General features: G+C 75.4%; 23 protein-coding genes. 12 read left to right on the top strand and 11 right to left on the bottom strand.

Going from position 1 to position 20,734, the window contains the following annotated elements; all coding sequences use genetic code 11:
- From WCS02_RS06870 to WCS02_RS06860, 3 genes are all read left to right on the top strand, one after another.
- Window positions 1–3,415: multifunctional oxoglutarate decarboxylase/oxoglutarate dehydrogenase thiamine pyrophosphate-binding subunit/dihydrolipoyllysine-residue succinyltransferase subunit (locus WCS02_RS06870; RefSeq protein ID WP_340291326.1), on the top strand; the 3,415-nt coding region annotated here is incomplete at its 5' end.
- Window positions 3,412–4,041: a GDSL-type esterase/lipase family protein gene (locus WCS02_RS06865; RefSeq protein ID WP_340291328.1), complete on the top strand. Its 630-nt coding sequence runs from the start codon at window positions 3,412–3,414 to the stop codon at window positions 4,039–4,041. The genes WCS02_RS06870 and WCS02_RS06865, both read left to right, overlap by 4 nt.
- Before the next feature lie 49 nt (window positions 4,042–4,090).
- The gene (locus WCS02_RS06860; protein ID WP_340291324.1) at window positions 4,091–5,065 is read left to right on the top strand and encodes a zinc-binding dehydrogenase; all 975 of its coding nucleotides are present in this window, start codon (window positions 4,091–4,093) and stop codon (window positions 5,063–5,065) included.
- A 106-nt stretch (window positions 5,066–5,171) separates the two neighbouring features.
- Here WCS02_RS06860 and WCS02_RS06855 read toward each other — a convergent pair whose 3' ends face one another.
- Together WCS02_RS06855 and WCS02_RS06850 are read right to left on the bottom strand one after the other, a co-directional pair.
- Window positions 5,172–5,849: a UdgX family uracil-DNA binding protein gene (locus tag WCS02_RS06855; protein WP_340291322.1), complete on the bottom strand. Its 678-nt coding sequence runs from the start codon at window positions 5,847–5,849 to the stop codon at window positions 5,172–5,174.
- A 51-nt stretch (window positions 5,850–5,900) separates the two neighbouring features.
- Window positions 5,901–6,248, bottom strand: coding sequence for a S26 family signal peptidase (locus WCS02_RS06850; RefSeq protein WP_340291320.1), 348 nt, complete (start codon window positions 6,246–6,248; stop codon window positions 5,901–5,903).
- Window positions 6,249–6,323: 75 nt separating this feature from the next.
- Here WCS02_RS06850 and sodN point away from each other — a divergent pair, with 75 nt between their 5' ends.
- The 3 genes from sodN to WCS02_RS06835 all read left to right on the top strand — a co-directional run bounded on the left by sodN (window position 6,324) and on the right by WCS02_RS06835 (window position 8,162).
- Window positions 6,324–6,722, top strand: coding sequence for a superoxide dismutase, Ni (gene sodN / locus WCS02_RS06845; RefSeq protein ID WP_340291318.1), 399 nt, complete (start codon window positions 6,324–6,326; stop codon window positions 6,720–6,722).
- Between the two features lie 124 nt (window positions 6,723–6,846).
- On the top strand, window positions 6,847–7,656 hold the full coding sequence (locus WCS02_RS06840; RefSeq protein WP_340291316.1) for a hypothetical protein: 810 nt from the start codon (window positions 6,847–6,849) through the stop codon (window positions 7,654–7,656).
- Window positions 7,653–8,162 (top strand): GNAT family N-acetyltransferase, encoded by a 510-nt coding sequence (locus WCS02_RS06835; protein WP_340291314.1) that lies wholly within the window; start codon window positions 7,653–7,655, stop codon window positions 8,160–8,162. Before WCS02_RS06840 ends, WCS02_RS06835 begins: the two co-directional genes overlap by 4 nt.
- Window positions 8,163–8,199: 37 nt before the next feature.
- On the opposite strand, the gene WCS02_RS06830 is transcribed toward WCS02_RS06835, so the two are convergent.
- The 4 genes from WCS02_RS06830 to WCS02_RS06815 are packed head-to-tail and all read right to left on the bottom strand — an operon-like array spanning window position 8,200 to window position 12,828.
- Window positions 8,200–9,288, bottom strand: a complete 1,089-nt coding sequence (locus WCS02_RS06830) for a type IV pilus twitching motility protein PilT (RefSeq protein WP_340291312.1) — start codon at window positions 9,286–9,288, stop codon at window positions 8,200–8,202.
- Between the two features lie 41 nt (window positions 9,289–9,329).
- Window positions 9,330–12,053, bottom strand: coding sequence for a M48 family metalloprotease (locus WCS02_RS06825; protein ID WP_340291310.1), 2,724 nt, complete (start codon window positions 12,051–12,053; stop codon window positions 9,330–9,332).
- A 4-nt stretch (window positions 12,054–12,057) separates the two neighbouring features.
- A complete protein-coding gene (locus WCS02_RS06820; RefSeq protein ID WP_340291307.1) occupies window positions 12,058–12,570 on the bottom strand; it encodes a hypothetical protein in 513 nt (170 codons plus the stop codon).
- Between the two features lie 45 nt (window positions 12,571–12,615).
- Window positions 12,616–12,828, bottom strand: coding sequence for a biotin/lipoyl-binding carrier protein (locus WCS02_RS06815; RefSeq protein ID WP_340291305.1), 213 nt, complete (start codon window positions 12,826–12,828; stop codon window positions 12,616–12,618).
- Between the two features lie 68 nt (window positions 12,829–12,896).
- Between WCS02_RS06815 and WCS02_RS21165 the strand changes: the two genes are divergently transcribed.
- On the top strand, window positions 12,897–12,971 hold the full coding sequence (locus WCS02_RS21165; protein ID WP_376984228.1) for a 50S ribosomal protein bL37: 75 nt from the start codon (window positions 12,897–12,899) through the stop codon (window positions 12,969–12,971).
- 105 nt (window positions 12,972–13,076) lie between these two features.
- Here WCS02_RS21165 and rsrA read toward each other — a convergent pair whose 3' ends face one another.
- From rsrA to WCS02_RS06800, 3 genes are all read right to left on the bottom strand, one after another.
- The gene (gene rsrA, locus WCS02_RS06810) at window positions 13,077–13,343 is read right to left on the bottom strand and encodes a mycothiol system anti-sigma-R factor (protein ID WP_340291303.1); all 267 of its coding nucleotides are present in this window, start codon (window positions 13,341–13,343) and stop codon (window positions 13,077–13,079) included.
- The gene (locus WCS02_RS06805; RefSeq protein ID WP_376984230.1) at window positions 13,340–14,080 is read right to left on the bottom strand and encodes a sigma-70 family RNA polymerase sigma factor; all 741 of its coding nucleotides are present in this window, start codon (window positions 14,078–14,080) and stop codon (window positions 13,340–13,342) included. Before WCS02_RS06805 ends, rsrA begins: the two co-directional genes overlap by 4 nt.
- A gap of 84 nt (window positions 14,081–14,164) precedes the next feature.
- Window positions 14,165–15,022, bottom strand: a complete 858-nt coding sequence (locus WCS02_RS06800) for an SOS response-associated peptidase (RefSeq protein ID WP_340291299.1) — start codon at window positions 15,020–15,022, stop codon at window positions 14,165–14,167.
- 106 nt (window positions 15,023–15,128) lie between these two features.
- Here WCS02_RS06800 and WCS02_RS06795 point away from each other — a divergent pair, with 106 nt between their 5' ends.
- From WCS02_RS06795 to rsgA, 3 genes are read left to right on the top strand one after another with little or no spacing between them, the layout of a single operon-like run.
- The gene (locus tag WCS02_RS06795) at window positions 15,129–15,740 is read left to right on the top strand and encodes a DoxX family protein (protein ID WP_340291297.1); all 612 of its coding nucleotides are present in this window, start codon (window positions 15,129–15,131) and stop codon (window positions 15,738–15,740) included.
- A gap of 7 nt (window positions 15,741–15,747) precedes the next feature.
- Window positions 15,748–17,112, top strand: coding sequence for a 3-phosphoshikimate 1-carboxyvinyltransferase (gene aroA, locus WCS02_RS06790; RefSeq protein ID WP_340291295.1), 1,365 nt, complete (start codon window positions 15,748–15,750; stop codon window positions 17,110–17,112).
- A gap of 1 nt (window position 17,113) precedes the next feature.
- Window positions 17,114–18,172: a ribosome small subunit-dependent GTPase A gene (gene rsgA, locus WCS02_RS06785; RefSeq protein WP_340291293.1), complete on the top strand. Its 1,059-nt coding sequence runs from the start codon at window positions 17,114–17,116 to the stop codon at window positions 18,170–18,172.
- 12 nt (window positions 18,173–18,184) lie between these two features.
- On the opposite strand, the gene WCS02_RS06780 is transcribed toward rsgA, so the two are convergent.
- On the bottom strand, window positions 18,185–18,535 hold the full coding sequence (locus WCS02_RS06780; RefSeq protein ID WP_340291291.1) for a DUF2087 domain-containing protein: 351 nt from the start codon (window positions 18,533–18,535) through the stop codon (window positions 18,185–18,187).
- A gap of 36 nt (window positions 18,536–18,571) precedes the next feature.
- Between WCS02_RS06780 and hisN the strand changes: the two genes are divergently transcribed.
- The gene (hisN, locus tag WCS02_RS06775) at window positions 18,572–19,366 is read left to right on the top strand and encodes a histidinol-phosphatase (RefSeq protein ID WP_340291289.1); all 795 of its coding nucleotides are present in this window, start codon (window positions 18,572–18,574) and stop codon (window positions 19,364–19,366) included.
- Window positions 19,367–19,380: 14 nt separating this feature from the next.
- Window positions 19,381–20,073, top strand: coding sequence for a histone deacetylase (locus tag WCS02_RS06770; protein ID WP_340291287.1), 693 nt, complete (start codon window positions 19,381–19,383; stop codon window positions 20,071–20,073).
- Here WCS02_RS06770 and WCS02_RS06765 read toward each other — a convergent pair.
- On the bottom strand, window positions 20,058–20,618 hold the full coding sequence (locus WCS02_RS06765) for a phosphate-starvation-inducible PsiE family protein (protein ID WP_340291285.1): 561 nt from the start codon (window positions 20,616–20,618) through the stop codon (window positions 20,058–20,060). The two genes, WCS02_RS06770 and WCS02_RS06765, sit on opposite strands and share 16 nt — an antisense overlap.
- Window positions 20,619–20,734: the final 116 nt, after the last annotated feature.

Raw genomic sequence — 20,734 nt, 5'->3', positions numbered from 1 at the left:
CACCCCCGGCGCCCGCCCCGGCGCCGCGGCACCGGCCGACGCCGCCCCGGCCGAGACGCAGAGCGTGCGCCTGCGCGGCCCGGCCGCCCGCGTCGTGGTCAACATGGAGTCCAGCCTCACGGTGCCCACCGCGACGAGCGTGCGGGCCGTCCCGGCGAAGCTCCTCATCGACAACCGCATCGTCCTCAACAACCACCTCAAGCGGGCCCGCGGCGGCAAGGTGTCGTTCACCCACCTCATCGGCTTCGCGCTCGTCGAGGCGCTGCGCGAGATGCCCGAGATGAACTGGGCCTACACCGAGGTCGACGGCAAGCCGGGCGTGCAGCAGAACGCGGCGGTCAACGTCGGCATCGCCATCGACATGGCCAAGCCGGACGGCACCCGCCAGCTGCTCGTGCCGAGCATCAAGGGCTGCCAGGACAAGTCGTTCAGCGAGTTCTGGGCCGCCTACGAGGACGTCGTCCGCCGCGCCCGGTCCGGCTCGCTGACGGTCGAGGACTTCGCCGGGACCACCGTGAGCCTCACCAACCCCGGGACCATCGGCACCGTGCACTCGGTGCCGCGGCTCATGCAGGGGCAGGGCGCGATCATCGGCGTCGGCGCGCTGGAGTACCCCGCGGAGTACGCCGGGGCCAGCGAGGACACCCTCGCCCGCCTGGCCATCAGCAAGACGATCACGCTGACCTCCACCTACGACCACCGCATCATCCAGGGCGCGCAGTCCGGGGACTTCCTGCGGACGCTCAACAACAAGCTGCTCGGCGAGGACGGCTTCTACGACCGGGTCTTCGCCAGCCTGCGGGTGCCGTACGAGCCGATCCGCTGGGTCCGCGACGTGTCGGTGTCCGAGGACGACCAGGTCAACAAGACCGCCCGCGTCGTCGAGCTCATCCACGCCTACCGCGTGCGCGGCCACCTCATGGCCGACACCGACCCGCTGGAGTACCGCCAGCGCCGCCACCCCGACCTCGACGTGCAGACCCACGGGCTGAGCCTGTGGGACCTGGACCGGGAGTTCCCGACCGGCGGGTTCGGCGGCAAGCCCGTCATGAAGCTGCGCGACATCCTCGGCGTGCTGCGCAACAGCTACTGCCGCACCGTGGGCATCGAGTACATGCACATCCAGAACCCCGACGAGCGGCGCTGGATCCAGGACCGGGTCGAGCACGCCTCCACCAAGCCCAGCCGCGACGAGCAGCTGCGCATCCTCGGCAGGCTCAACGCGGCCGAGGCGTTCGAGACGTTCCTGCAGACCAAGTTCGTCGGGCAGAAGCGCTTCTCGCTCGAGGGCGCCGAGTCGACGATCGCCATCCTCGACCAGGTGCTGTCGGACTCCGCCGACGCCGGCCTCGACGAGGTCTGCATCGGCATGGCCCACCGCGGCCGGCTCAACGTGCTCGCCAACATCGCCGGCAAGACCTACGGCCAGATCTTCGCCGAGTTCGAGGGCCAGCAGGACCCCAAGACCGTCCAGGGCTCCGGCGACGTCAAGTACCACCTGGGCACCGAGGGCACCTTCACCGCGCCGTCGGGCGCGAGCACCAAGGTCTACCTGGCCGCGAACCCGTCGCACCTGGAGGCGGTCAACCCCGTCCTGGAGGGCATCGCCCGCGCCAAGCAGGACCGGATCGACCGGGGCGGCGCCGACTACCCCGTGCTGCCCGTCCTCGTCCACGGCGACGCCGCGTTCGCCGGCCAGGGCGTGGTCGCGGAGACGCTCAACCTGTCCCAGCTGCGGGGCTACCGCACCGGCGGCACCGTCCACGTCATCATCAACAACCAGGTCGGCTTCACCACGGCGCCGATGGCGAGCCGGTCCTCGTACTACGCCACCGACGTCGCGCGCATGATCCAGGCACCGATCTTCCACGTGAACGGCGACGACCCCGAGGCGTGCGTCCGGGTCGCGCAGCTGGCGTTCGAGTTCCGGCAGACGTTCGGCAAGGACGTCGTCGTCGACATGATCTGCTACCGCCGCCGCGGCCACAACGAGGGCGACGACCCGTCGATGACCAACCCGATGATGTACAACCTCATCGAGGGCAAGCGCAGCGTCCGCAAGCTGTACACCGAGTCCCTCATCGGCCGCGGCGACATCTCCGTGGAGGAGGCCGAGGCCGCGCTGCGGGACTACTCCGACCAGCTCGAGCGGGTCTTCACCGAGGTGCGCGAGGCGACGAAGAACGGCTCCGACGGCACCCGCAAGGGCCTGGAGGCCCCCCGCGCGCAGGTGCAGGACGAGGCCGAGCCCGAGCAGGAGCACTCCACCGCCATCCCGCTGGAGCTCCTGCACCGGGTCGGCGACGCGTTCGTCAGCCCGCCCGAGGGCTTCACCCCCCACCCCAAGCTCGCGCCGCTGCTGGCCAAGCGGCAGCAGATGTCGCGCGAGGGCGGGATCGACTGGGCCTTCGGCGAGCTCGTCGCGTTCGGCTCGCTCGTCGCCGAGGGCACCCCGGTGCGCCTGGCCGGGCAGGACTCCCGCCGCGGCACGTTCGTCCAGCGCCACGCCGTCGTCATCGACCGGCGCACCGGCCAGGAGTGGGCGCCGATCGGCAAGCTCGGCTCCGGCGCCCGGTTCTGGGCGCACGACTCGCTGCTCAGCGAGTTCGCGGCCATGGGCTTCGAGTACGGCTACTCCGTCGAGCGCCCGGACGCCCTCGTGCTGTGGGAGGCGCAGTTCGCGGACTTCGTCAACGGCGCGCAGACGATCATCGACGAGTTCATCAGCGCCGGCGACCAGAAGTGGGGCCAGCGCAGCAGCGTCGTCCTGCTCCTGCCGCACGGCTACGAGGGCCAGGGCCCGGACCACTCCTCGGGCCGGATCGAGCGGTTCCTCCAGATGTGCGCCGAGGACAACATGACGGTCGCCGTGCCCAGCACCCCGGCCTCGTACTTCCACCTGCTGCGCCGCCAGGCCTACGCCAAGCCGCGCCGCCCGCTCGTCGTCTTCACGCCTAAGTCGATGCTCCGGCTCAAGCCGGCGACCTCGGCGGTGGAGGACTTCACGTCGGGCACGTTCCTGCCGGTCGTCCCGGACACCTCCGTCGACGCCTCGCAGGTGGACCGCGTGCTGCTGTGCGCCGGCAAGGTCTACTACGACCTCGTCGCCGCCCGCGCCAAGCTCGGCGACACCCGCACCGCGGTCGTCCGGGTCGAGCAGCTCGCCCCGCTGCCGGCGGACGAGCTCATGGCCGCGCTGTCCGCCTACCCCTCCGAGGCCTCGCTGGTGTGGGTGCAGGAGGAGCCGGAGAACCAGGGCGCCTGGACCTTCGTCGCCATGGGCACGCACGACCTGCTCGGCGGGCGCCCGCTGCACCGGGTCACCCGTCCCGCCTCGGCCGCCCCGGCGACCGGCTCGGGCAAGCGCCACGCCGACGAGCAGGTCGGCCTCGTCGAGCGGGCGTTCCAGCGCTGAGCCAGGACCTCCGTCCGGGCGGGCCCGCAGGGGGCCGCCCGGACGTCGCGCTGTGCGTCCTCGGCGACGAGCTCGTCGCCGGCACCGGCGACCCGCGCGCGATGGGCTGGGTCGGCCGGGTCGCCGCACGCACCCCGCAGGAGGGGTTCCGGCTGACGTCCCACGCGCTGGGGGTCCCCGGCGAGACGACGAGCGGCATGGCGGCGCGCTGGGCGGCGGAGACCGGGCCGCGGCTCGGCCAGGACGGCCGGCTGGTCCTGGGCCTCGGGCACGCCGACCTGCGCGCGGGCACCGTCACCGCGCGCAGCCGGCTCAACGTGGCCAACGTCCTGGACGCGTGCGGCGAGCGCGGGCTGCCCGCCCTCGTGGTCGGTCCCCCGCCCGTGCTGCCCGGCGGCCCGGACGGCGCCCTCGCCGGCCCGCTGCGAGGCCTTGCCGACGCGTTCACCGAGGTGTGCGACCGGCGCGGGGTCCCCTACGTCGACCTGCTCGCCGGGCTGTCCGGCAACGCCGACTGGGAGGCCGACCTGGCCGCCTCCGACGGGCGGGTGCCCGGCCAGACCGGGTACGGGCTCATCGCCTACCTCGTGCTCCACGGCGGCTGGGACCGCCTCTTCCCGGCCTGAGCGCGTGCGCCGGTGCCACCGGCCGGGGCGGACCTGGTAGACCGCTGCCATGGTCGCCGTCGTCGCTGTCCGCCCCTCCCCCTCCGACCCGCTCGCCGCCCTCGAGGTGCGCGACGAGGCCCCGGTGCCGACCACCCCGCCCCCCGCGGACTGGGTGCCGGTGACGGTCCGGGCGGCCGCGCTCAACCACCACGACGTGTGGAGCCTGCGCGGGGTCGGCCTGCCCGCGGAGAAGATGCCGATGGTGCTGGGCTGCGACGCGGCCGGGGTGGACCCCGACGGCAACGAGGTCGTCGTCCACGCCGTGCTGTCCGACCCGGCGTGGACCGGCGAGGAGACGCTGGACCCGCGGCGCTCCCTGCTCAGCGAGGTCTACCCCGGCACGTTCGCCGGCACGGTGCTCGTGCCCCGGCGCAACCTCGTCCCGAAGCCGGCGGCGCTGAGCTTCGAGGAGGCGGCGTGCCTGCCCACGGCATGGCTGACCGCCTACCGGATGCTGTTCACGCAGTCCGGGCTGCAGCCGGGCCAGACGGTCCTGGTGCAGGGCGCCGGCGGCGGGGTGGCCACCGCGCTCGTCCTGCTCGGCGCGGCCGCCGGGCTGCGGGTGTGGGTGACGAGCCGGGACGAGGGCAAGCGCGAGCGGGCGCTCGACCTGGGGGCGGCCGCGGCGTTCGAGCCCGGCGCCCGGCTGCCGGAGCGGGTCGACGCGGTCATGGAGACCGTCGGCGAGGCCACCTGGGCCCACTCGCTCAAGGCGCTGCGCCCGGGCGGCACCGTCGTCGTCTCCGGCGCGACGTCGGGCGCGACCCCGTCGGCGGACCTGCAGCGGGTGTTCTTCCTCCAGCTGCGCGTCGTCGGCTCGACCATGGGCACCCGGGACGAGCTCGACCGGCTGCTGCGGTTCTGCGCGACGACCGGGGTGCGCCCGCTCGTCGACAGCGTCCTGCCGATGACCGACGCGGCCGACGCGGTCGAGCGCATGGTCGAGGGCGACGTCATCGGCAAGCTCGTCCTCGTGCCCTGAGGGGCGCGCCCGGCGCCGACATCGCGGTGGTGCGCGGTCCGGGGGCTCGTCGACCACGCATCCGTGCACTCCCGACGACCGCCGGGACGACCTCGGCGGGGCCGCGTCAGGCGCGCGCGAGGTGCTCGGTGACCACGGCGAGGTCGGCGACCAGGGCGGCGAAGGCCTCGTCGCGCTGCTCGGGCGGCCCGCGCAGGATCGACGACGGGTGCACGGTCGGCAGCACGTCGAACCGGCCGGCCGTGGTGTCGCGCGGGCCGAGCACCCCCCGCTCCTTGGTCACCCGGAACTGCCCGCCCAGCAGCGTCTTGGCCGCGGTCGCGCCCAGCAGCACGAGCACCCGGGGGTCGACCGCCTCCAGCTCGGCCTGCAGCCACGGCCGGCAGGCGACCATGTGCGCGAGCTCCGGCGTCTGGTGGATGCGCCGCTTCCCCTTCTGCTCGAACCGGAAGTGCTTGACCGCGTTGGTGACGTAGAGGTCCTGCCGCTGCAGGCCGGCCTCGTCGAGCGCCTTCTGCAGCAGCCGGCCCGCGGGCCCGACGAAGGGGATGCCCTGGGTGTCCTCGACGTCCCCGGGCTGCTCGCCGACCAGCACGACCCGGCCGTGCGGGTTGCCCGCGGAGAAGACGACCTGGGTCGCGGGCTCCCACAGCTCGCAGCCCCGGCACGCGGGTGCGGCGGCCCGCAGCGCGTCGACGTCCGGGTGCCCGCCGGCCGGTCCGGCCGTCCCCTCGTCGCTGCCGGGGACCCACTGCTGCGCGCCGGGGCGCTCCACGTCGACCACCCGGGAAGTCTCGGGGCTGGGCGGGCGCCCGGCACGTCGTGGGCGAGGGCCTCAGGCGCGGCGGGGCAGGCGGCCCGGCCGGGGCCACAGCCGCGCCCGGACCACACCGTGGACGTCGGCGACCGGCACCGCGCCGAACAGCCACGAGTCGGTGCCCTCCGCCGGGCTGTCGCGCTCGAGCCACCAGCCGTCCGGTCCCAGGGCCACGGCCCGCTTGACCCCGGGCCCGCGGGCGCCCGGCAGGTCGGCGACGACGACGTCCCCGACCACCGGCGTGCGGCCCCGCCGCAGCAGCAGCAGGTCCCCGTCGCGCAGCGTCGGGAGCATCGACGCGCCTGTGACGCGCACCACCTGCCAGCGGTCCGTCCGCCTGCGGCGGAAGCGCGGGGGCGTCGGCACGGTTGTAGTGTCGCAAGGGTCCGGTGAGGGCGGCCTGCCCCCGGTCCACACAGCTGTTCGAGAGGATGACTCCTGATGATCGGTTTCCGTATCGCCGAGGTCTCGGCCCACTGCGACCTCCCCTGCGGGGTCTACGACCCGGCGCAGGCGCGGATCGAGGCCGAGTCCGTCAAGGGCTGCATGGTCAAGTTTCACGCCTCCGACGACGAGCAGTTCCGCCAGCGTGCGGTCCTCATCAAGGAGGAGCGCGCCGAGCTCGTCAAGCACCACCTGTCCGTGCTGTGGAGCGACTACTTCAAGGCGCCCCACTTCGAGAAGTACCCGAACCTGCACCAGCTGTTCAACGAGTCGATCAAGCTCGCCGGTGCCGGCGGGGTCAAGGACTCCACCGACGTCGCGGTCGCCGACCAGCTCCTCGGCAAGATCGACGAGATCTCCGAGATCTTCTGGGACACCAAGAAGGTCGCTGCCTGAGGCAGCCGCACCGCAGACGACGCCGTCCCCGGCTCCCGGGGGCGGCGTCGTCGCACGCCAGGCCCCCCGGGGACGGGGGTCGGGGGGACGACGGGGCACGACGAGGGGACCAGGTGAGGCACCGGTGAGCTACGACATCCTCTTCGTCCCGCGCCGACCAGGGCAGACCTGGGAGGCCGCGCTCGACGAGGCCGAGGGACGCGACGTCCTGGGCGACACGCTGCGCCCGGAGCGGCTCGAGCAGTGGGAGCGGGTCGTGGCGTCGCTGCGCCAGCGGGTCGGCGAGGTCGAGGTCTCCGTCGACGCGGACACCTGCGAGGCCTCCCACGCCTCGGGGCTGCAGGTGAGCCTGTACCCGGACGAGGCGTCCGTGAGCTTCCCCTACACCGAGCGCGAGGACCGCGCCGCGTTCCACGACGTCGTCGTCGACGTCGTGGGGCTGCTGGAGCGCGAGACCGGGCTGCTGGCGTGGGACGCGCAGACGGGCGAGCCGTTCGACGGCCGGGTGCACGACGAGGGCGGCCTGGCCGCGGCCCGGAGGATCGGGCAGGAGACGAGCGACGTGTCCGCGACCGAGGCCATGGCGGCCCGCGCGGCGGAGGGCCACGAGGGCCCCGACACCGGGCCCCTCGCCGTGCCGGCGGTCCCCCTGACCCCTGACCGCACGACGGGCTCGACGGACGGGACGGGCTCGACCGCAGCCGACCCCGGCGCGGCCGCGGACCCCGACGCCGCCCTGGCGACCGAGCGTCGCCGGGCGCTGCTCTACCTCGTCGTCGGGGTGGTCATCGTCGTCGTGGCGCTGGGCTCCCGGGACGCCGACGGCGAGCTGTCGACCCTGGGCGGCCTGGCGCTGGCCATCGGCGTGTTCGACGTCGTCCTGGGCCTGCTCATGGTCCTGGCCTGGCGGCGGCGCGCGGCGGCCTCCCGGTGAGCGGGCCCGTGCGCGTGGTCGTCGCCACGCCCGAGGACCCCGACCTGGTGCAGGCCTGCGGCCGGCTGGTGGCCGACGTGTACGGCGGCGAGCACCTGCTCGAGGACGAGGACGGCTACCTGGGCACCGTGGCCGACGCCATGCCCCGGGCGCGCGAGGCCGTGCTGCTGGCCGCTGTGGACGACGACGGGCTCGTCGGGACCGCGACGTACGCGCGCGCCCTGTCCCGCTTCGCGGAGCTGGCGGGCCCCGGCGAGGCGGAGATGCGGATGCTCGCGGTCGCCCCGGCGGCCCGCGGCCGCGGCGTCGGCCGGCTGCTCACCACCGCCTGCGTGGAGCGGGCCCGCGAGGAGGGCTGCGAGCGCTTCGTGCTGTCGAGCGGACCCCGGATGACGGGCGCGCACGCGATGTACGAGGGCATGGGCTTCGACCGCAGCCCCGAGCGCGACTGGTCCCCGGTACCCGGGGTCGACCTGCGGACCTACCGCCTGCCGCTGCGGCCCTGACCCGCGGCCCGGCGTCCCGGACCGGCGGTGCGTGCGCTCAGGCCACCAGGCCCAGGCGGCGCAGCTCGACCTGCAGGTCGTGGGGGTTGCTCGAGGCGTGCCGCGCCTCCTCCAGCGTGATGACCCCGTCGCGGATGAGCTCGACCAGGTGCTGGTCGAAGGTCTGCATCCCGTAGTAGGCGCCCTCCTTGATGAGGTCGCCGATCGTGCTCGTCTTGTCCGGGTCGCTGATCGCGTCGGCGATGCGGCCGGTGTTGACCGCCACCTCCATGACGACGCAACGGCCCTGGCCGTCGGCGCGCGGCACGAGCCGCTGGCAGATGATCCCGCGCAGCGCGCCGGCGAGGGCGAGGCGGACCTGCTTCTGCTCGTGCGGGGGGAAGAAGTCGATGACCCGGTTGACGGTCTCCTGCGCGTCGGTGGTGTGCAGCGTCGACAGGACGAAGTGCCCGGTCTCCGAGGCGGCGAGCGCGGCCTTGACCGTCTCGTAGTCGCGCATCTCGCCGACGAGGATGACGTCGGGGTCCTGGCGCATCGCGCCGCGCAGCGCGGAGGAGAAGTCGGCGGTGTCCAGGCGGACCTCGCGCTGGTTGATCATGGACAGCTGGTCCCGGTGCAGCACCTCGATGGGGTCCTCGATGGTGATGACGTGGACCTCCTTGGTGGTGTTGATGTGGTCGATCATCCCGGCGAGCGTCGTCGTCTTCCCCGAGCCGGTGGGCCCGGTGACCAGGACGAGGCCGCGGGGCTCCAGCGCGAGCCGGGCGATGACGTCGGGCAGGCCGAGGTCGACGAGCGGGATGGCACCGCCGGAGACGCGCCGGAAGACCAGGCCGGCCGAGCCGCGCTGACGGAAGGCGTTGACGCGGAACCGTCCGACGCCGGGGACGGAGTAGGCGAAGTCGGCCTCGTTGGTGGTGCGGAAGTCGTGGAGCAGGTCCTCGCGCAGCACCTCGGCCACCATGTGCTCGGTGTCCTCGGGTCGCAGGTCGGGGGCCTGGACCTTGCGCAGGTGCCCGTCGATGCGGATGCGCGGCGGGGAGCCGACCTTGCAGTGCAGGTCGGAGCCACGCAGCTCGACGAGGGCGCGCAGGAACGGCACCACGCTCTGACGGTCTTCGTTCACCCTGCCGTGATCGGCAGGCGGGGGGCGCTCCTTGACCCCCGTCAGCCGGTCCAGCGCACGCGCGAGAGCAGCCGCTCGAGCTCGTCCTCCGCCTCCGGCCCCTCCAGCGCGGCCGGCGCCCCGACGAGACGGAGCTCGTACCGCCCCGGGCCCGCCTCGACGGCGTAGCGCCGCAGCACCACGGGCCCCTCTTCCTCCTCCGACAGGAACCGGCTCGGCACGCCACCGACGACGGGGCCGTCCTCCTCCGGGAGCGGCCCCCCGGGGCCGTCGGGCACCGGGACGAGCTGGGCGCGGACCCGCTGGTCGATGGTGCGGAACGCAGGGACCGCAGCGACCCCAGGGACGGCAGAGACCAGAGGGGAGGCTCCGTCGCCGCCCACCGTCCACGGCGGCTCGAGCGTCACCTCGTACCCCGGCCCCGTGACGACCGTGAGCTCGGTGGCGGCGACGACCGCGGCCGCGACGGCGCCGGGGGCGGCGAGCAGCGCGACGGCCACGAGGGGGACGGCGACGAGCCGGCTGCGCGAGGGCCGGCCCGACAGGTCCGCGACCGCGTCCGGGGCCCGGCCGACGGACGCGAGGACGCCCAGCACGGCCGGGACCAGGAGCAGCCACAGGACGGCCAGGCCCGTGGGCTGGGCGAGCACCGCCCACAGCGCTGCAGGGGTCGGCGGGGAGCAGTCCCGGGGCCCGGCGCGCGGCAGGAGTCCGCAGCCGCCCCCGCTGTAGGCCAGGGCCACGCCCAGCCCGCCCACGAGCAGGGACACCGCCCCGCCCAGCACCCCGAGGGGCCACCACCGGGACGGCAGCAGCGCCACGGCCACCAGCCCCCCGAGCACCGCGGCCACCGCGACCAGGCCCATGCTCGCCAGGCCGAGCGTCGCCGCGAAGCGGTCGCTCCGCCACGTGGCGTCGTCCAGGACGACCGGCCCGAGCCCCCTCAGCAGCAGGTGCCACCCGACGGCTGCCAGACCGAGGAGCGCGGCGGCCAGCAGCGGCACGCGCAGACGGGGACGGGGGGACGGGCCGAGGTCCGGCACGGGGGCCGTCCGGTCGCGCCACGCCCACGCACCCCCCGGGGCCGGCCCGGGCGCTGACGGCCGGCGCGCGGCGAGCAGGAGCGGGGCGACCACGGCACAGGCGACGAGGAGCAGGAGCAGCCCGTCGTCACCGAACCACGCCCCGGCGAGGAGGAGCAGCACCACGTTGCCCAGGGCCACCGTCGCGTCGCCGGAGGCCATGGCGAGCAGGGACAGGTGCCCGTAGGCGAGCAGCGCGGCGGTGGCGGCGGTGACCGCCACCACGTGCACGAGCAGCGGCGTCCGCGGCGACGGACCTCCCAGCGCCGCCCGCACCCCCAGCCGGCCCGCGTCCGCCGCGTACCGGGCCAGCAGGCAGACGAGCCCGAGCACGCCCAGACCCCACACGACGTAGCCGAGCGCACCCACGGGCCCGTGGACCACGGCACCCGCCGCGGCCTCGAAGGTCAGCAGAGGCCCCAGGGCCATGCCGGCGCCCGCACCCAGGCCGAGCGGCCACGCCACCGCCCGCTCCCGGCCGCGCGCGACCGCACGGAGCCCGGCCCGCCACGACCCGACGCACAGCACCACGGCGAGCAGCGGGGCGACGAGCACCGCCGGCACCCACACCGAGGCCGCGGGCGGCAGCAGGAGCACCGACACGGACTCGAGCGCCTGGAACGAGGTGGCGGTCACGAGGCCCGCGGCGAGCGCCACGGGCAGCTCTGCCACGAACAGGCCGTCGGGGTCGGCCAGCAGGCGCCGGCGACGGGGCACCGTCGGGTGGCGTCGCAGCAGGTGCCGGCCCCACGTGTCCCCGCCGCCCGCCCCGGCGCCCGCTGCGAGGACCCTGTCCAGGTCCTCGTGGGAGCCCAGCTCGGCAGCGAGGGCGTCGGCGTAGGCCTCGCGCGCACGGAGCACCGCGTTGCGCAGCAGCAGGACGAGGACGGCGAGCACGACGGCCCGCCAGCCCAGCCTGGCCACGTAGACCAGGTCCGACACCGCGAGCACGACGAGCACCGGCACCAGGGCCAGGCCGACGAAGGCCCACCAGACGGCGACCGTGACGAACGCCCAGGGCACGTCGCGGGCGGCCAGGTGCGCGAGCTCGTGCCGCACGACCGCACGGAACGCCGGCGGGTCGGTGACCTGGAGGACCACGAGCCCCCCGGTCGCCCCGAGCACGGGCCGTGCGGAGGTCCCGAGGACGAACGCCTGCACGCCGGGGTTGGCGACGTCGACGAGCACCCGCGGCTGCGTCCCCAGCCCTGCCTCGTGCGCCAGGACGGCGACCGCGCCGTGGAGCGCGGCCCCGTCGACCTCGTCGAGGCGGACCAGCCGGGCCCGCCGGACCCGCCACCTCGGGAGGACGCGGTAGCCCAGCCAGCCGAGCAGCAGGACGAGCGCGGTACCGGCCAGCGCGGAGACCGCCTGCTCGCGCTCCAGGCCGGAGCGGCAGCCGGCCTGCTCCTGGAGCACCAGCGCGGTGTCGGCGACCGACCCCGCCGCCAGGTCGCCGAGCCCGGTGCCGCAGCCGACGAGCGTGCCGAGGAAGGCCTGGCCGCGGACCGTGGACCAGAGGGAGCTGAACAGGAAGAGGCTCGCGGAGGCCACGGCCGCCAGCAGCAGGAGGAACCGGACCGAGGTGTCCGAGGGCAGCGCACGCGGCGACAGGGCGGCGTCCGTGCGCCGGGACGAGCCTGGACCGGGGGCGTGGCCGGGCAGCACCCCCGGCCCCGCCACGTCCTCAGCCCCGGGTGGCGATCGTGGCGACGACGGCGTCGGCCAGCCGGCTCGCCTGCTCGGGCGGCACGGCCAGCCGGCCGGCCTCCTCACGGGCGACCTGCCGCACCAGCGCGAGCTGCGCGGGGTCGAAGGCCTCCGGCCGTCCCGGCGTGCCGCCGTCGTCCGGTGTCCCGGGCGCCGTGGGCGGCGTGGCGGGACCGACGCGGCGGGCCAGGCGGGCGGCCACAGCCTCGGCGAGCGCGTCGCCGACCTTCTCGGTCAGGGAGGTGAGGACCTTGCGGACGAGGTCCAGGGCGAAGGGCCCCACCAGCGCGACGGCGGTCTCGACCCCGAAACCGAGCTCCTCGTCGGTGCGACCGCGGACGGCCGGCGCCCGCCCGGGGTCGGCGAAGTAGGCCTCGGCGGTGGCCCGGAAGAGCGGCAGCTCCCCCGGGGACACCAGCGCGACCACGTCGCGGGCCAGCGCCTCCACCGCGGCGCGGTCAGGACCAGCGGTCGGCTGCACCGTCGTCACCACCCCCCGTCACCGGTGGGGGAAGGCTAGACCCGCCGCGCGTCCTCAGTCGAGGACGACGAGCAGGTCGCCCTCCTGGACCACGTCGCCGGCCTCGACGGCGACCCGGGCGACCCGGCCGCCGGTCTCCGGCAGCACCGGGATCTCCATCTTCATGGACTCCAGGAGCACGAGCTCGTTGGCGGTGCCGACGACGTCGCCCAGGGCCACGTTGACGGACAGGACGTTGGCCACCATCTCCGCGCGCACTTCTTCCATGGGACCATCGTGCCGGACACGGGCGCGTCGGCAGGACGCGCTCCGCACGAGCGAGGGAGGAGGCCCGGATGAGCAAGCGAGGTCGCAAGCGTCGCGCGCGGAAGAAGAACGGCGCGAACCACGGCAAGAAGCCCAACGCCTGAGGCGTGGCCGCACAGCGCGAGGGCCCGGCGACCATGACGGTCGCCGGGCCCTCGCGCGTGCCGGGCGGTGCTGGTGCAGGTCCTGCGAGGAGCGCCGTGCGGGGCTCAGGCCTCGCTGACGCTGTGCCGGGCCTCGTCGAGGCGGGACAGGATGCGCTCGCGCAGCCCGCCCGGGGCCTGGTCGGTGCAGGTGCGGGACACGAGCGCCTTGATGGCCCGCTCGATGTCCGCCTGGTCGAGGCAGGGCGCGCACTCCTCGAGGTGGTGGGAGATCTGGTGCTTGACGTCCGGGGTCAGCTCGCCGTCGATGAACTCGTACAGCTTGTCCAGCGCGTCGCCGCAGTCGGTCTCGTGGGGGTTGCCGCAGCTCACCGGGTCACCTCCACCGGGCTCGTGCCCTCGGCCACGACGGGTGTGTCGCGGATGAAGCCGCGCTCCAGCGCGTAGTCCGTCAGCAGCTCGCGCAGCTGGCGGCGACCACGGTGGAGCCGGGACATCACCGTCCCGATCGGCGTGCCCATGATCTCGGCGATCTCCTTGTAGGAGAAGCCCTCGACGTCCGCGTAGTAGACGGCCATGCGGAAGTCCTCGGGGATGGACTGCAGGGCCTCCTTGACGTCGGAGTCCGGCAGCGCGTCCAGCGCCTCCACCTCGGCCGAGCGCAGGCCCGAGGAGGTGTGGGACTCCGCCCGCGCCAGCTGCCAGTCCGCGATCTCGTCGGTCTGCTGCTGCTGCGGCTGGCGCTGCTTCTTGCGGTAGCTGTTGATGTACGCGTTCGTCAGGATGCGGTACAGCCACGCCTTGAGGTTGGTCCCCGGGCGGTACTGGTGGAACGCCGCGAACGCCTTGGCGAAGGCCTCCTGCACGAGGTCCTCGGCGTCGCTGGCGTTGCGCGTCATCCGCAGCGCGGCGGAGTACAGCTGGTCGACGTACTGCAGCGCGTCGGCCTCGAAGCGCTCGCGTCGCTGCTCGGCGGTCTCCTCGGGAGCCCGGTCGGTGTCCTCGGCCATGACAGGCGAGGCTATCCGCCGCAGGGGGATACCGCCGATCTGGGTGGCGGTACCGCAGACCTGGGCGGCGGGGCCCTCGTGCGGGTCCAGGGTGAGCATCACGGATGTCACAACAGCGACCCCGGGGGTGCTGTTCCCCGGGTCCCCGGGGCCCAGGGTCCGCGGCGACCCGGCGCGCGGGGCTCAGCCGAACAGCTGGCCGGTGGTCGGGTCGACGACGCCGGCGAGCTCGGCGTCGTCGGGGCGCTGCAGCAGGGCCGGGGAGTCGTTGCGCACGTTGCCGACCGCCGCCTGCACGGGCACGGCCGCGAACCGGCCCTCCGGCAGGGACCGCAGCAGGGCCAGCGCCTCGTCACCGGGCACGTCGCGCGAGACCCACTCCTGCCAGTGCTCGGGCGGCAGCACGACGGGCATCCGGTCGTGCACGGCCTGCAGCGCGGGCTCGGCGTCGGTGGTGAGCACCGTCACCGTGCCCAGCCAGGCGGCGGGGTCCTCGTCGTCGGCGACGTCCCTGTCGCGCCACCACGAGTACAGCCCCGCCAGGCCGACGAGCCCGCCGCCGGGCGGTGCCATGAAGAACGGCTGCTTGCGCGCCTTCCCCGTCGGGCTGCGGTCGGCGGGCACGGTCTGCCACTCGAACCAGCCGTCGGCGGGCAGCAGGCAGCGGCGCGAGGCCACGAGCGAGCGGAACGCCGGCTTCTCCCCGACCGTCTCCACCCGGGCGTTGATCATCCGGTTGCCGACCTTGGGGTCCTTGGCCCAGGACGGGACCAGCCCCCAGCGCATCGGGCGCAGCCGCGCCGCGGGCACGGCGGGGCCGTCCTCGGTGGCGTCCTTGCCGTCAGCACCTGCAGCCGCACCCGCGCCTGCGGGAGGGCGGGGGGCGAGCACGACGGCGACGTCCTGGGTCGGCGCCACGTTGAACGACGGGTGCAGCGCCTCGCGGTCCGCGGCGGCCAGCGGCGCGAGCGGCAGCCCGGCGGCGGACACCTCCTCGACGAGGTCGTCGGGGTTCCTGCTCGCCGCGTACCGACCGCACATGCCCGCAGCCTGCCACCGCGGGGCGACAGGCCGGACAGCGGCGCGACCACGCCCCGTCTGCACCGAGACGTCGCGCGCGGGGGCGGCGACGGGCAGGATGGCCCGCATGTTCCGACGGATCGCACGCCCCCTCCTCGCCGCCGTGTTCGTCAACTCCGGCATCGACGCCCTCCGCAACCCCGAGCCCCGCGCCAAGCTGGCGGCCGGTCTCGTTTACGCGGCGGCCGAGCGGTTCGGGACCCCGGACGACCCGCTGCTGGCCGCGCGCATCAACGGCGGGGTGATGGTGGCCGGCGGCCTCGGTCTGGCCACCGGGGCGGCACCGCGCACGTCGGCGCTGGCGCTGGCCGGCTCGCTGGTCCCCACGACCGTCGCCGGGCACGCGTTCTGGGAGTACCCCAAGGCCGAGCAGCCCGCGCAGCGCACCCAGTTCCTCAAGAACGCCGGCCTGCTGGCGGGGCTGCTGCTCACCGTCGACGCCCCCCGCGCGCACGCGAAGACCCCCAAGAAGGTCAAGCAGGCCGAGGAGGCGCAGGACGTCGCGGTCGCCACCCGCAAGGCCAGCCGCAGGTCCGGCCGGATCGCGGAGAAGCAGGCGCGCGAGCAGACCAAGCAGATGGCCAAGGTCGAGGCCGTGGCGCTGCGGGCGCAGGCCAAGGCCGAGAAGGCGGAGGCCCGGCTCGAGCGCCGGCGGGACGGGGCGAAGGCCGCGGCCTGAGAAAGGCATGACTCCTCCCGTCCCCACCCCGTCCTCCCCCTCCGGCCCCACCCCGGCGGGCTGGGCGGCACCCACCCCCGGGCGGCCCGTCACCGCGACGGTCCGGCTCCCAGGGTCCAAGTCCCTCACTAACCGCTACCTGGTCCTCGCGGCGCTGGCCGACGAGCCGTCGCGGCTGCGCGCCCCGCTGCGCTCGCGGGACACGCTGCTCATGGCGGAGGCCCTGCGCTCGCTCGGCGCCGAGGTGCGCGACGGCGAGACGCCCTCCGGCGGGGTCGCGGACTGGCTCGTCACCCCGCTGCCGCGCCCTGACCCCGCGACGGTGCCGGAGCCGCAGGAGCCCGTCGAGATCGACTGCGGCCTGGCCGGCACGGTCATGCGCTTCCTGCCGGCGGTCGTCGCCGTCAGCGGCCGCGCCGCGCGGCTCAGCGGCGACCCGCGCCTGCACGAGCGCCCGATCGCGCCGCTGCTGCAGGCGCTGCGCGACGCGGGCGCCGAGGTCGAGGACACCGCAGGCTTCTTCCCCGCCACGGTGCGCGCCGCCCGGGTCCCCCGCGGCGGCGAGGTCAGCCTCGACGCGGGCGCGTCGAGCCAGTTCCTGTCCGGCCTGCTGCTCGCCGGGGCCCGGATGCGCGAGGGGCTCGTGGTCCGCCACGTCGGCGACGAGGTGCCCTCGCGGCCCCACGTGCGGATGACGGTGGAGAACCTGCGCGACGTCGGCGTGGTCGTCGACGACTCCGAGGACCTGGTGTGGCGGGTCTCCCCCGGCCCGGTCGGCGGCCTGGACGTCGACGTCGAGCCTGACCTGTCCAACGCGGGGCCGTTCCTCGCCGCGGCGCTGGCCACCGGCGGGCAGGTCCGCGTGCCCGGCTGGCCGCAGCAGACCACCCAGGCCGGCGACACCCTGCGCGACGTGCTCGACGCGATGGGCGCCGACGTCCGCCTGGAGCAGGACGGGCTCACCGTCACCCACGAGGGCGAGGTGTACGGCGTCGACCTCGACCTGCACGACGCGGGCGAGATCGCGCCGACCGTCGTCGGTCTCGCCGCCCTCGCGGTGTCGCCGAGCCGGCTGCGCGGGATCGGGCACCTGCGCGGGCACGAGACCGACCGGCTCGAGGCGCTCGCGGCGGAGGTCCGCGGCCTGGGCGGCGAGGTCGACGTGCTAGAGGACGGCCTGCGGATCACGCCGCGCCCGCTGCACGGCGGGGTGTGGCGCAGCTACGCCGACCACCGGATGGCCACGACCGGCGCCGTCATCGGCCTGCGCGTGCCCGGCGTGCTCGTCGAGGACGTCGGCACCACCGCCAAGACGCTCCCGGACTTCGTCGGCATGTGGGACGCCATGGTCGCCGCCGCGCCCGCCCGCTGACGTGGTCCGGCGCCGCAGCACCGCCTCCTGGGACGAGACCGACGCCCGGGCCCGGCCCCCGCGCCGGGGCACCCGGCCGCGGACCAAGGACCGGCCCGCGCACGACGACGCGGTGCCGGGCTGGGTGACGACCATCGACCGGGGCCGCTACACCTGCCTGGTCCCCGCCCCGGCCCACGGCGAGCCCGCGGACCCGGACGCGGTCGTCGTCACCGCGGTGCGCGCCCGCGAGATCCGGCCGTCGGGGGTCGCCGTCGGCGACGTCGTCGGCCTGGTCGGCGACACCTCCGGCACCACGGACTCCCTGTCGCGGCTCGTCCGCGTGGAGCCCCGCAGCTCGGCGCTGCGGCGCAGCGCCGACGACACCGACCCCGTCGAGCGCGTCGTCGTCGCCAACGCCGACCAGGTCTGCCTGGTGGTCGCGGCGGCGGACCCCGAGCCCAACCCCCGCCTGGTCGACCGCGCCCTGGTCGCGGCCTGGGACGCCGGGATCGACCCGCTGCTCGTCGTCACCAAGACCGACCTCGCCGACCCCGCCCGGCTGCTCGCGGCGTACGCCGACTTCGGGCTCCGCTCGGTGTCGGTGACCTCGCGCGGCTGGCGGGGCCTGGACGACGTCCGCGCCGCTCTGGCCGGGCGGGTGACGGCGATCATCGGCCCCTCCGGCGTCGGCAAGTCCACGCTGGTCAACGAGCTGTCCCCCGGCGCCGGGCGGGCCACCAGCCTGGTGTCGGGCACCACGGGCAAGGGGCGGCACACCTCGACCGCGTCGGTCGTGCTGCCGCTGGCCGCCGGCGGCTGGGCCGTGGACACCCCCGGCATCCGGTCCTTCGGCCTGGCGCACGTCGGCGCGGAGACGCTCCTCGGCGGGTTCGCCGACCTGGCCGGCGGCACCGAGGAGTGCCCGCGCGGCTGCACGCACGACGAGGACGAGTGCGGCCTGGACGCCTGGGTCGCCGGCGGCCACGCCTCCCCGGACCGGCTCGACAGCTTCCGCCGCCTGCTGCGCGCGGTCCGCGGCGAGGCCGAGCCCGGCGAGCGGGAGCGCGAGCGGGTCTGACGCCGCGCGGGCCTAGACCTCGAGCTCGACCGACCCGCCGGTGCGCCAGTAGACGCCCGCCTCGCGGGCGAGGAACAGGTTCTCCACCAGGTACCGGCGCAGCGCCGCGACGTCGTCGTGGAAGGGCCGCAGCCGGTTGTTGACCTCGGTCTCGGTGTACCGCTCGCCGGGGACGAACTCCTGGGCGAGCAGGTCGAGGACGACGAGGCGCTTGGTGTGCTTGGCCGGGATCCGCACCAGCCGGCCGTCGGGTCCGAGGAACGCCCGCAGCACCGAGGCCCGCTCGGCCTCGCCCAGGCGGGAGGCCCACCGCGCCGGCTGGTGGTCGGGGTCGGGGGCGCCCGCCGCGCTCGGTTCGCTCACCCGGCAAGGGTAGGTGGGCGCCGTAGTCTCGGGGGCATGGGCCAGAGCTGGGACGACGACCTCCGCCTGGCGATGTCCATCGTCGACCAGGTCGACGCCCTCACGCTGGCGCGCTTCGGCGCGGCCGACCTGCAGGTCTCGACCAAGCCCGACCTCACCCCGGTCACCGAGGCCGACACCGACGCCGAGCGCGCGATCAGGTCGATGCTGCAGCGCACCCGCTCCCGCGACATGGTCGTCGGGGAGGAGATGGGCGCCACCGGCCACGGTCGCCGGCAGTGGGTCGTCGACCCGATCGACGGCACCAAGAACTTCGTCCGCGGCGTCCCGGTGTGGGCGACCCTGGTGGCGCTCGTGGACGACCGGACCCCCATGGTCGGCGTCGTGTCGGCCCCGGCGCTGGGCCGGCGCTGGTGGGCCGCGGCGGGCACGGGCGCCTTCACCGGGCGCAGCCTGAGCTCCGCGCGCCAGCTGCACGTGTCCTCGGTCGACCACCTGTCCGACGCGTCGCTGTCGTACTCCTCGCTGTCCGGCTGGGAGGAGCGCGGCCTGCTGCCCGGGTTCCTCGACCTCACCCGGCGCTGCTGGCGGACCCGCGCCTACGGCGACTTCTGGTCCTACATGATGCTCGCCGAGGGCGCCGTCGACGTGGCCTGCGAGCCGGAGCTCGCGCTGCACGACATGGCGGCGCTCGTGCCCATCGTCACCGAGGCCGGCGGGCGCTTCACCTCGCTGGACGGCACGGACGGGCCCTGGGGAGCGGACGCCGTGGCGACCAACGGGGCGCTGCACGAGGAGACGCTCGCCGTGCTGCGGGGCGGGCGGCCCTGACCGCCGTCGAGCAGGTGCTCGCGGCACCGGCGGTCACCGACCTGCGCGCCGCCACGACGAGGTCGGGGGCCGCCGCCGCGGCAGCGGCACCGGGCGCTCCCCCGGCCGACCCGTCGCACGTCTGGTACGTCTCCTACGGCTCCAACCTGCTGCGCGAGCGGTTCGAGGTCTACCTGCTCGGGGGCACCGTGGCGGGGCTCGACCGGACCTACCCCGGCGGGCCCGGCACCGCCCCGGCCTCCGCCGAGCGACCGGTGGTGCTGCCCGGCCGGCTCCGGTTCGGCCACGACGCCCCGCAGTGGGGCGGCGGCGGCGTGGCGTTCTGGGACCCCGACGGCCACGGCCCGGGGGTGCTCGCGCGGGCCTGGCGGGTGACGCTGCGGCAGTACCTGGAGGTGGTGCACCTGGAGAACGGCGGCACCGCGCGCCTGGCCGCACCGTGGCCGGACCGGGTGCTCGCCGACGGCGGCGCCGTGCTCGACGAGGGCTGGTACGGCCGCCTCGTCGTGGTCGGCGCACTGGACGGGGAGCCGGCGCTGACGTTCACCGCGCCGGCGCCCGCGGCAGTCCCGCCCGGCCCGCCGTCGTCGCGCTACGCCGGCGTGGTGGCCCGGGGCCTGGTCGAGACCTTCGGGGCCCCTGCGCGGGGCGGGCTCGACGACGGCGGCGCGCGGCGGTACCTGCGGGCGGCCTACTCCGAGGGGTAGGTCTGCGAGCGCCGCAGCAGGAGGATCGCCAGGCACAGCCCGAGCACGACCCCGCCCAGCACGCCGACGAGGACGACCCGGTCGGCGAACAGCGGCCCGTCGCCGACCGCCCCGGCGGCCTCCACGCTCAGCACGACGATCTCCTTGATGGAGGCGATGACGCCGATGAGCAGGAACGGCTCCGCGGCGATCTCGTGCCGGGCGATGGTGACCCGGACCGCGTAGAGCAGCTCGACGAAGATGAAGACCAGCAGCAGCGCGTCGAGCACCTCGAGCATGGCCGTCTCGGTCTCGCCCGTGACGACGGCGGCGAAGTTGCCCAGGGCGAAGAAGACGACGACGGCCGCGGCGACGAGCAGCACCACGCCCATGACGTAGTAGACGCCGTCCTCGGCCAGCCGCAGCCAGCGCATCGCCCGGGTGTCCTCCGGCGGGGGGACGTTGTCGGTGATGTCCCCGTCGTTCGACCCGCTCTGCGCCGCCGAGCGCTCCCGGTCCTCCGGGTCGCCGGGATGGGTGCCCTCCGAGCGCGACGCCTCTGCCATGGCGTGATCATGGAGCCGCGCCGCCGGGCGCGCGACCCGGCTCTGGGAGGATGCGCACGTGGTGACCGGGGAGCGGGCGGCGGCGCCCGCCCCGCCCCGCCCCCCTCGCCGGGGCG

Origin of the sequence: Aquipuribacter hungaricus, from assembly GCF_037860755.1 — a bacterium.
In the GTDB taxonomy this organism is placed as follows: Bacteria; Actinomycetota; Actinomycetes; order Actinomycetales; family JBBAYJ01; genus Aquipuribacter; species Aquipuribacter hungaricus.
This window is presented reverse-complemented; position numbering and strand designations above follow the sequence as displayed.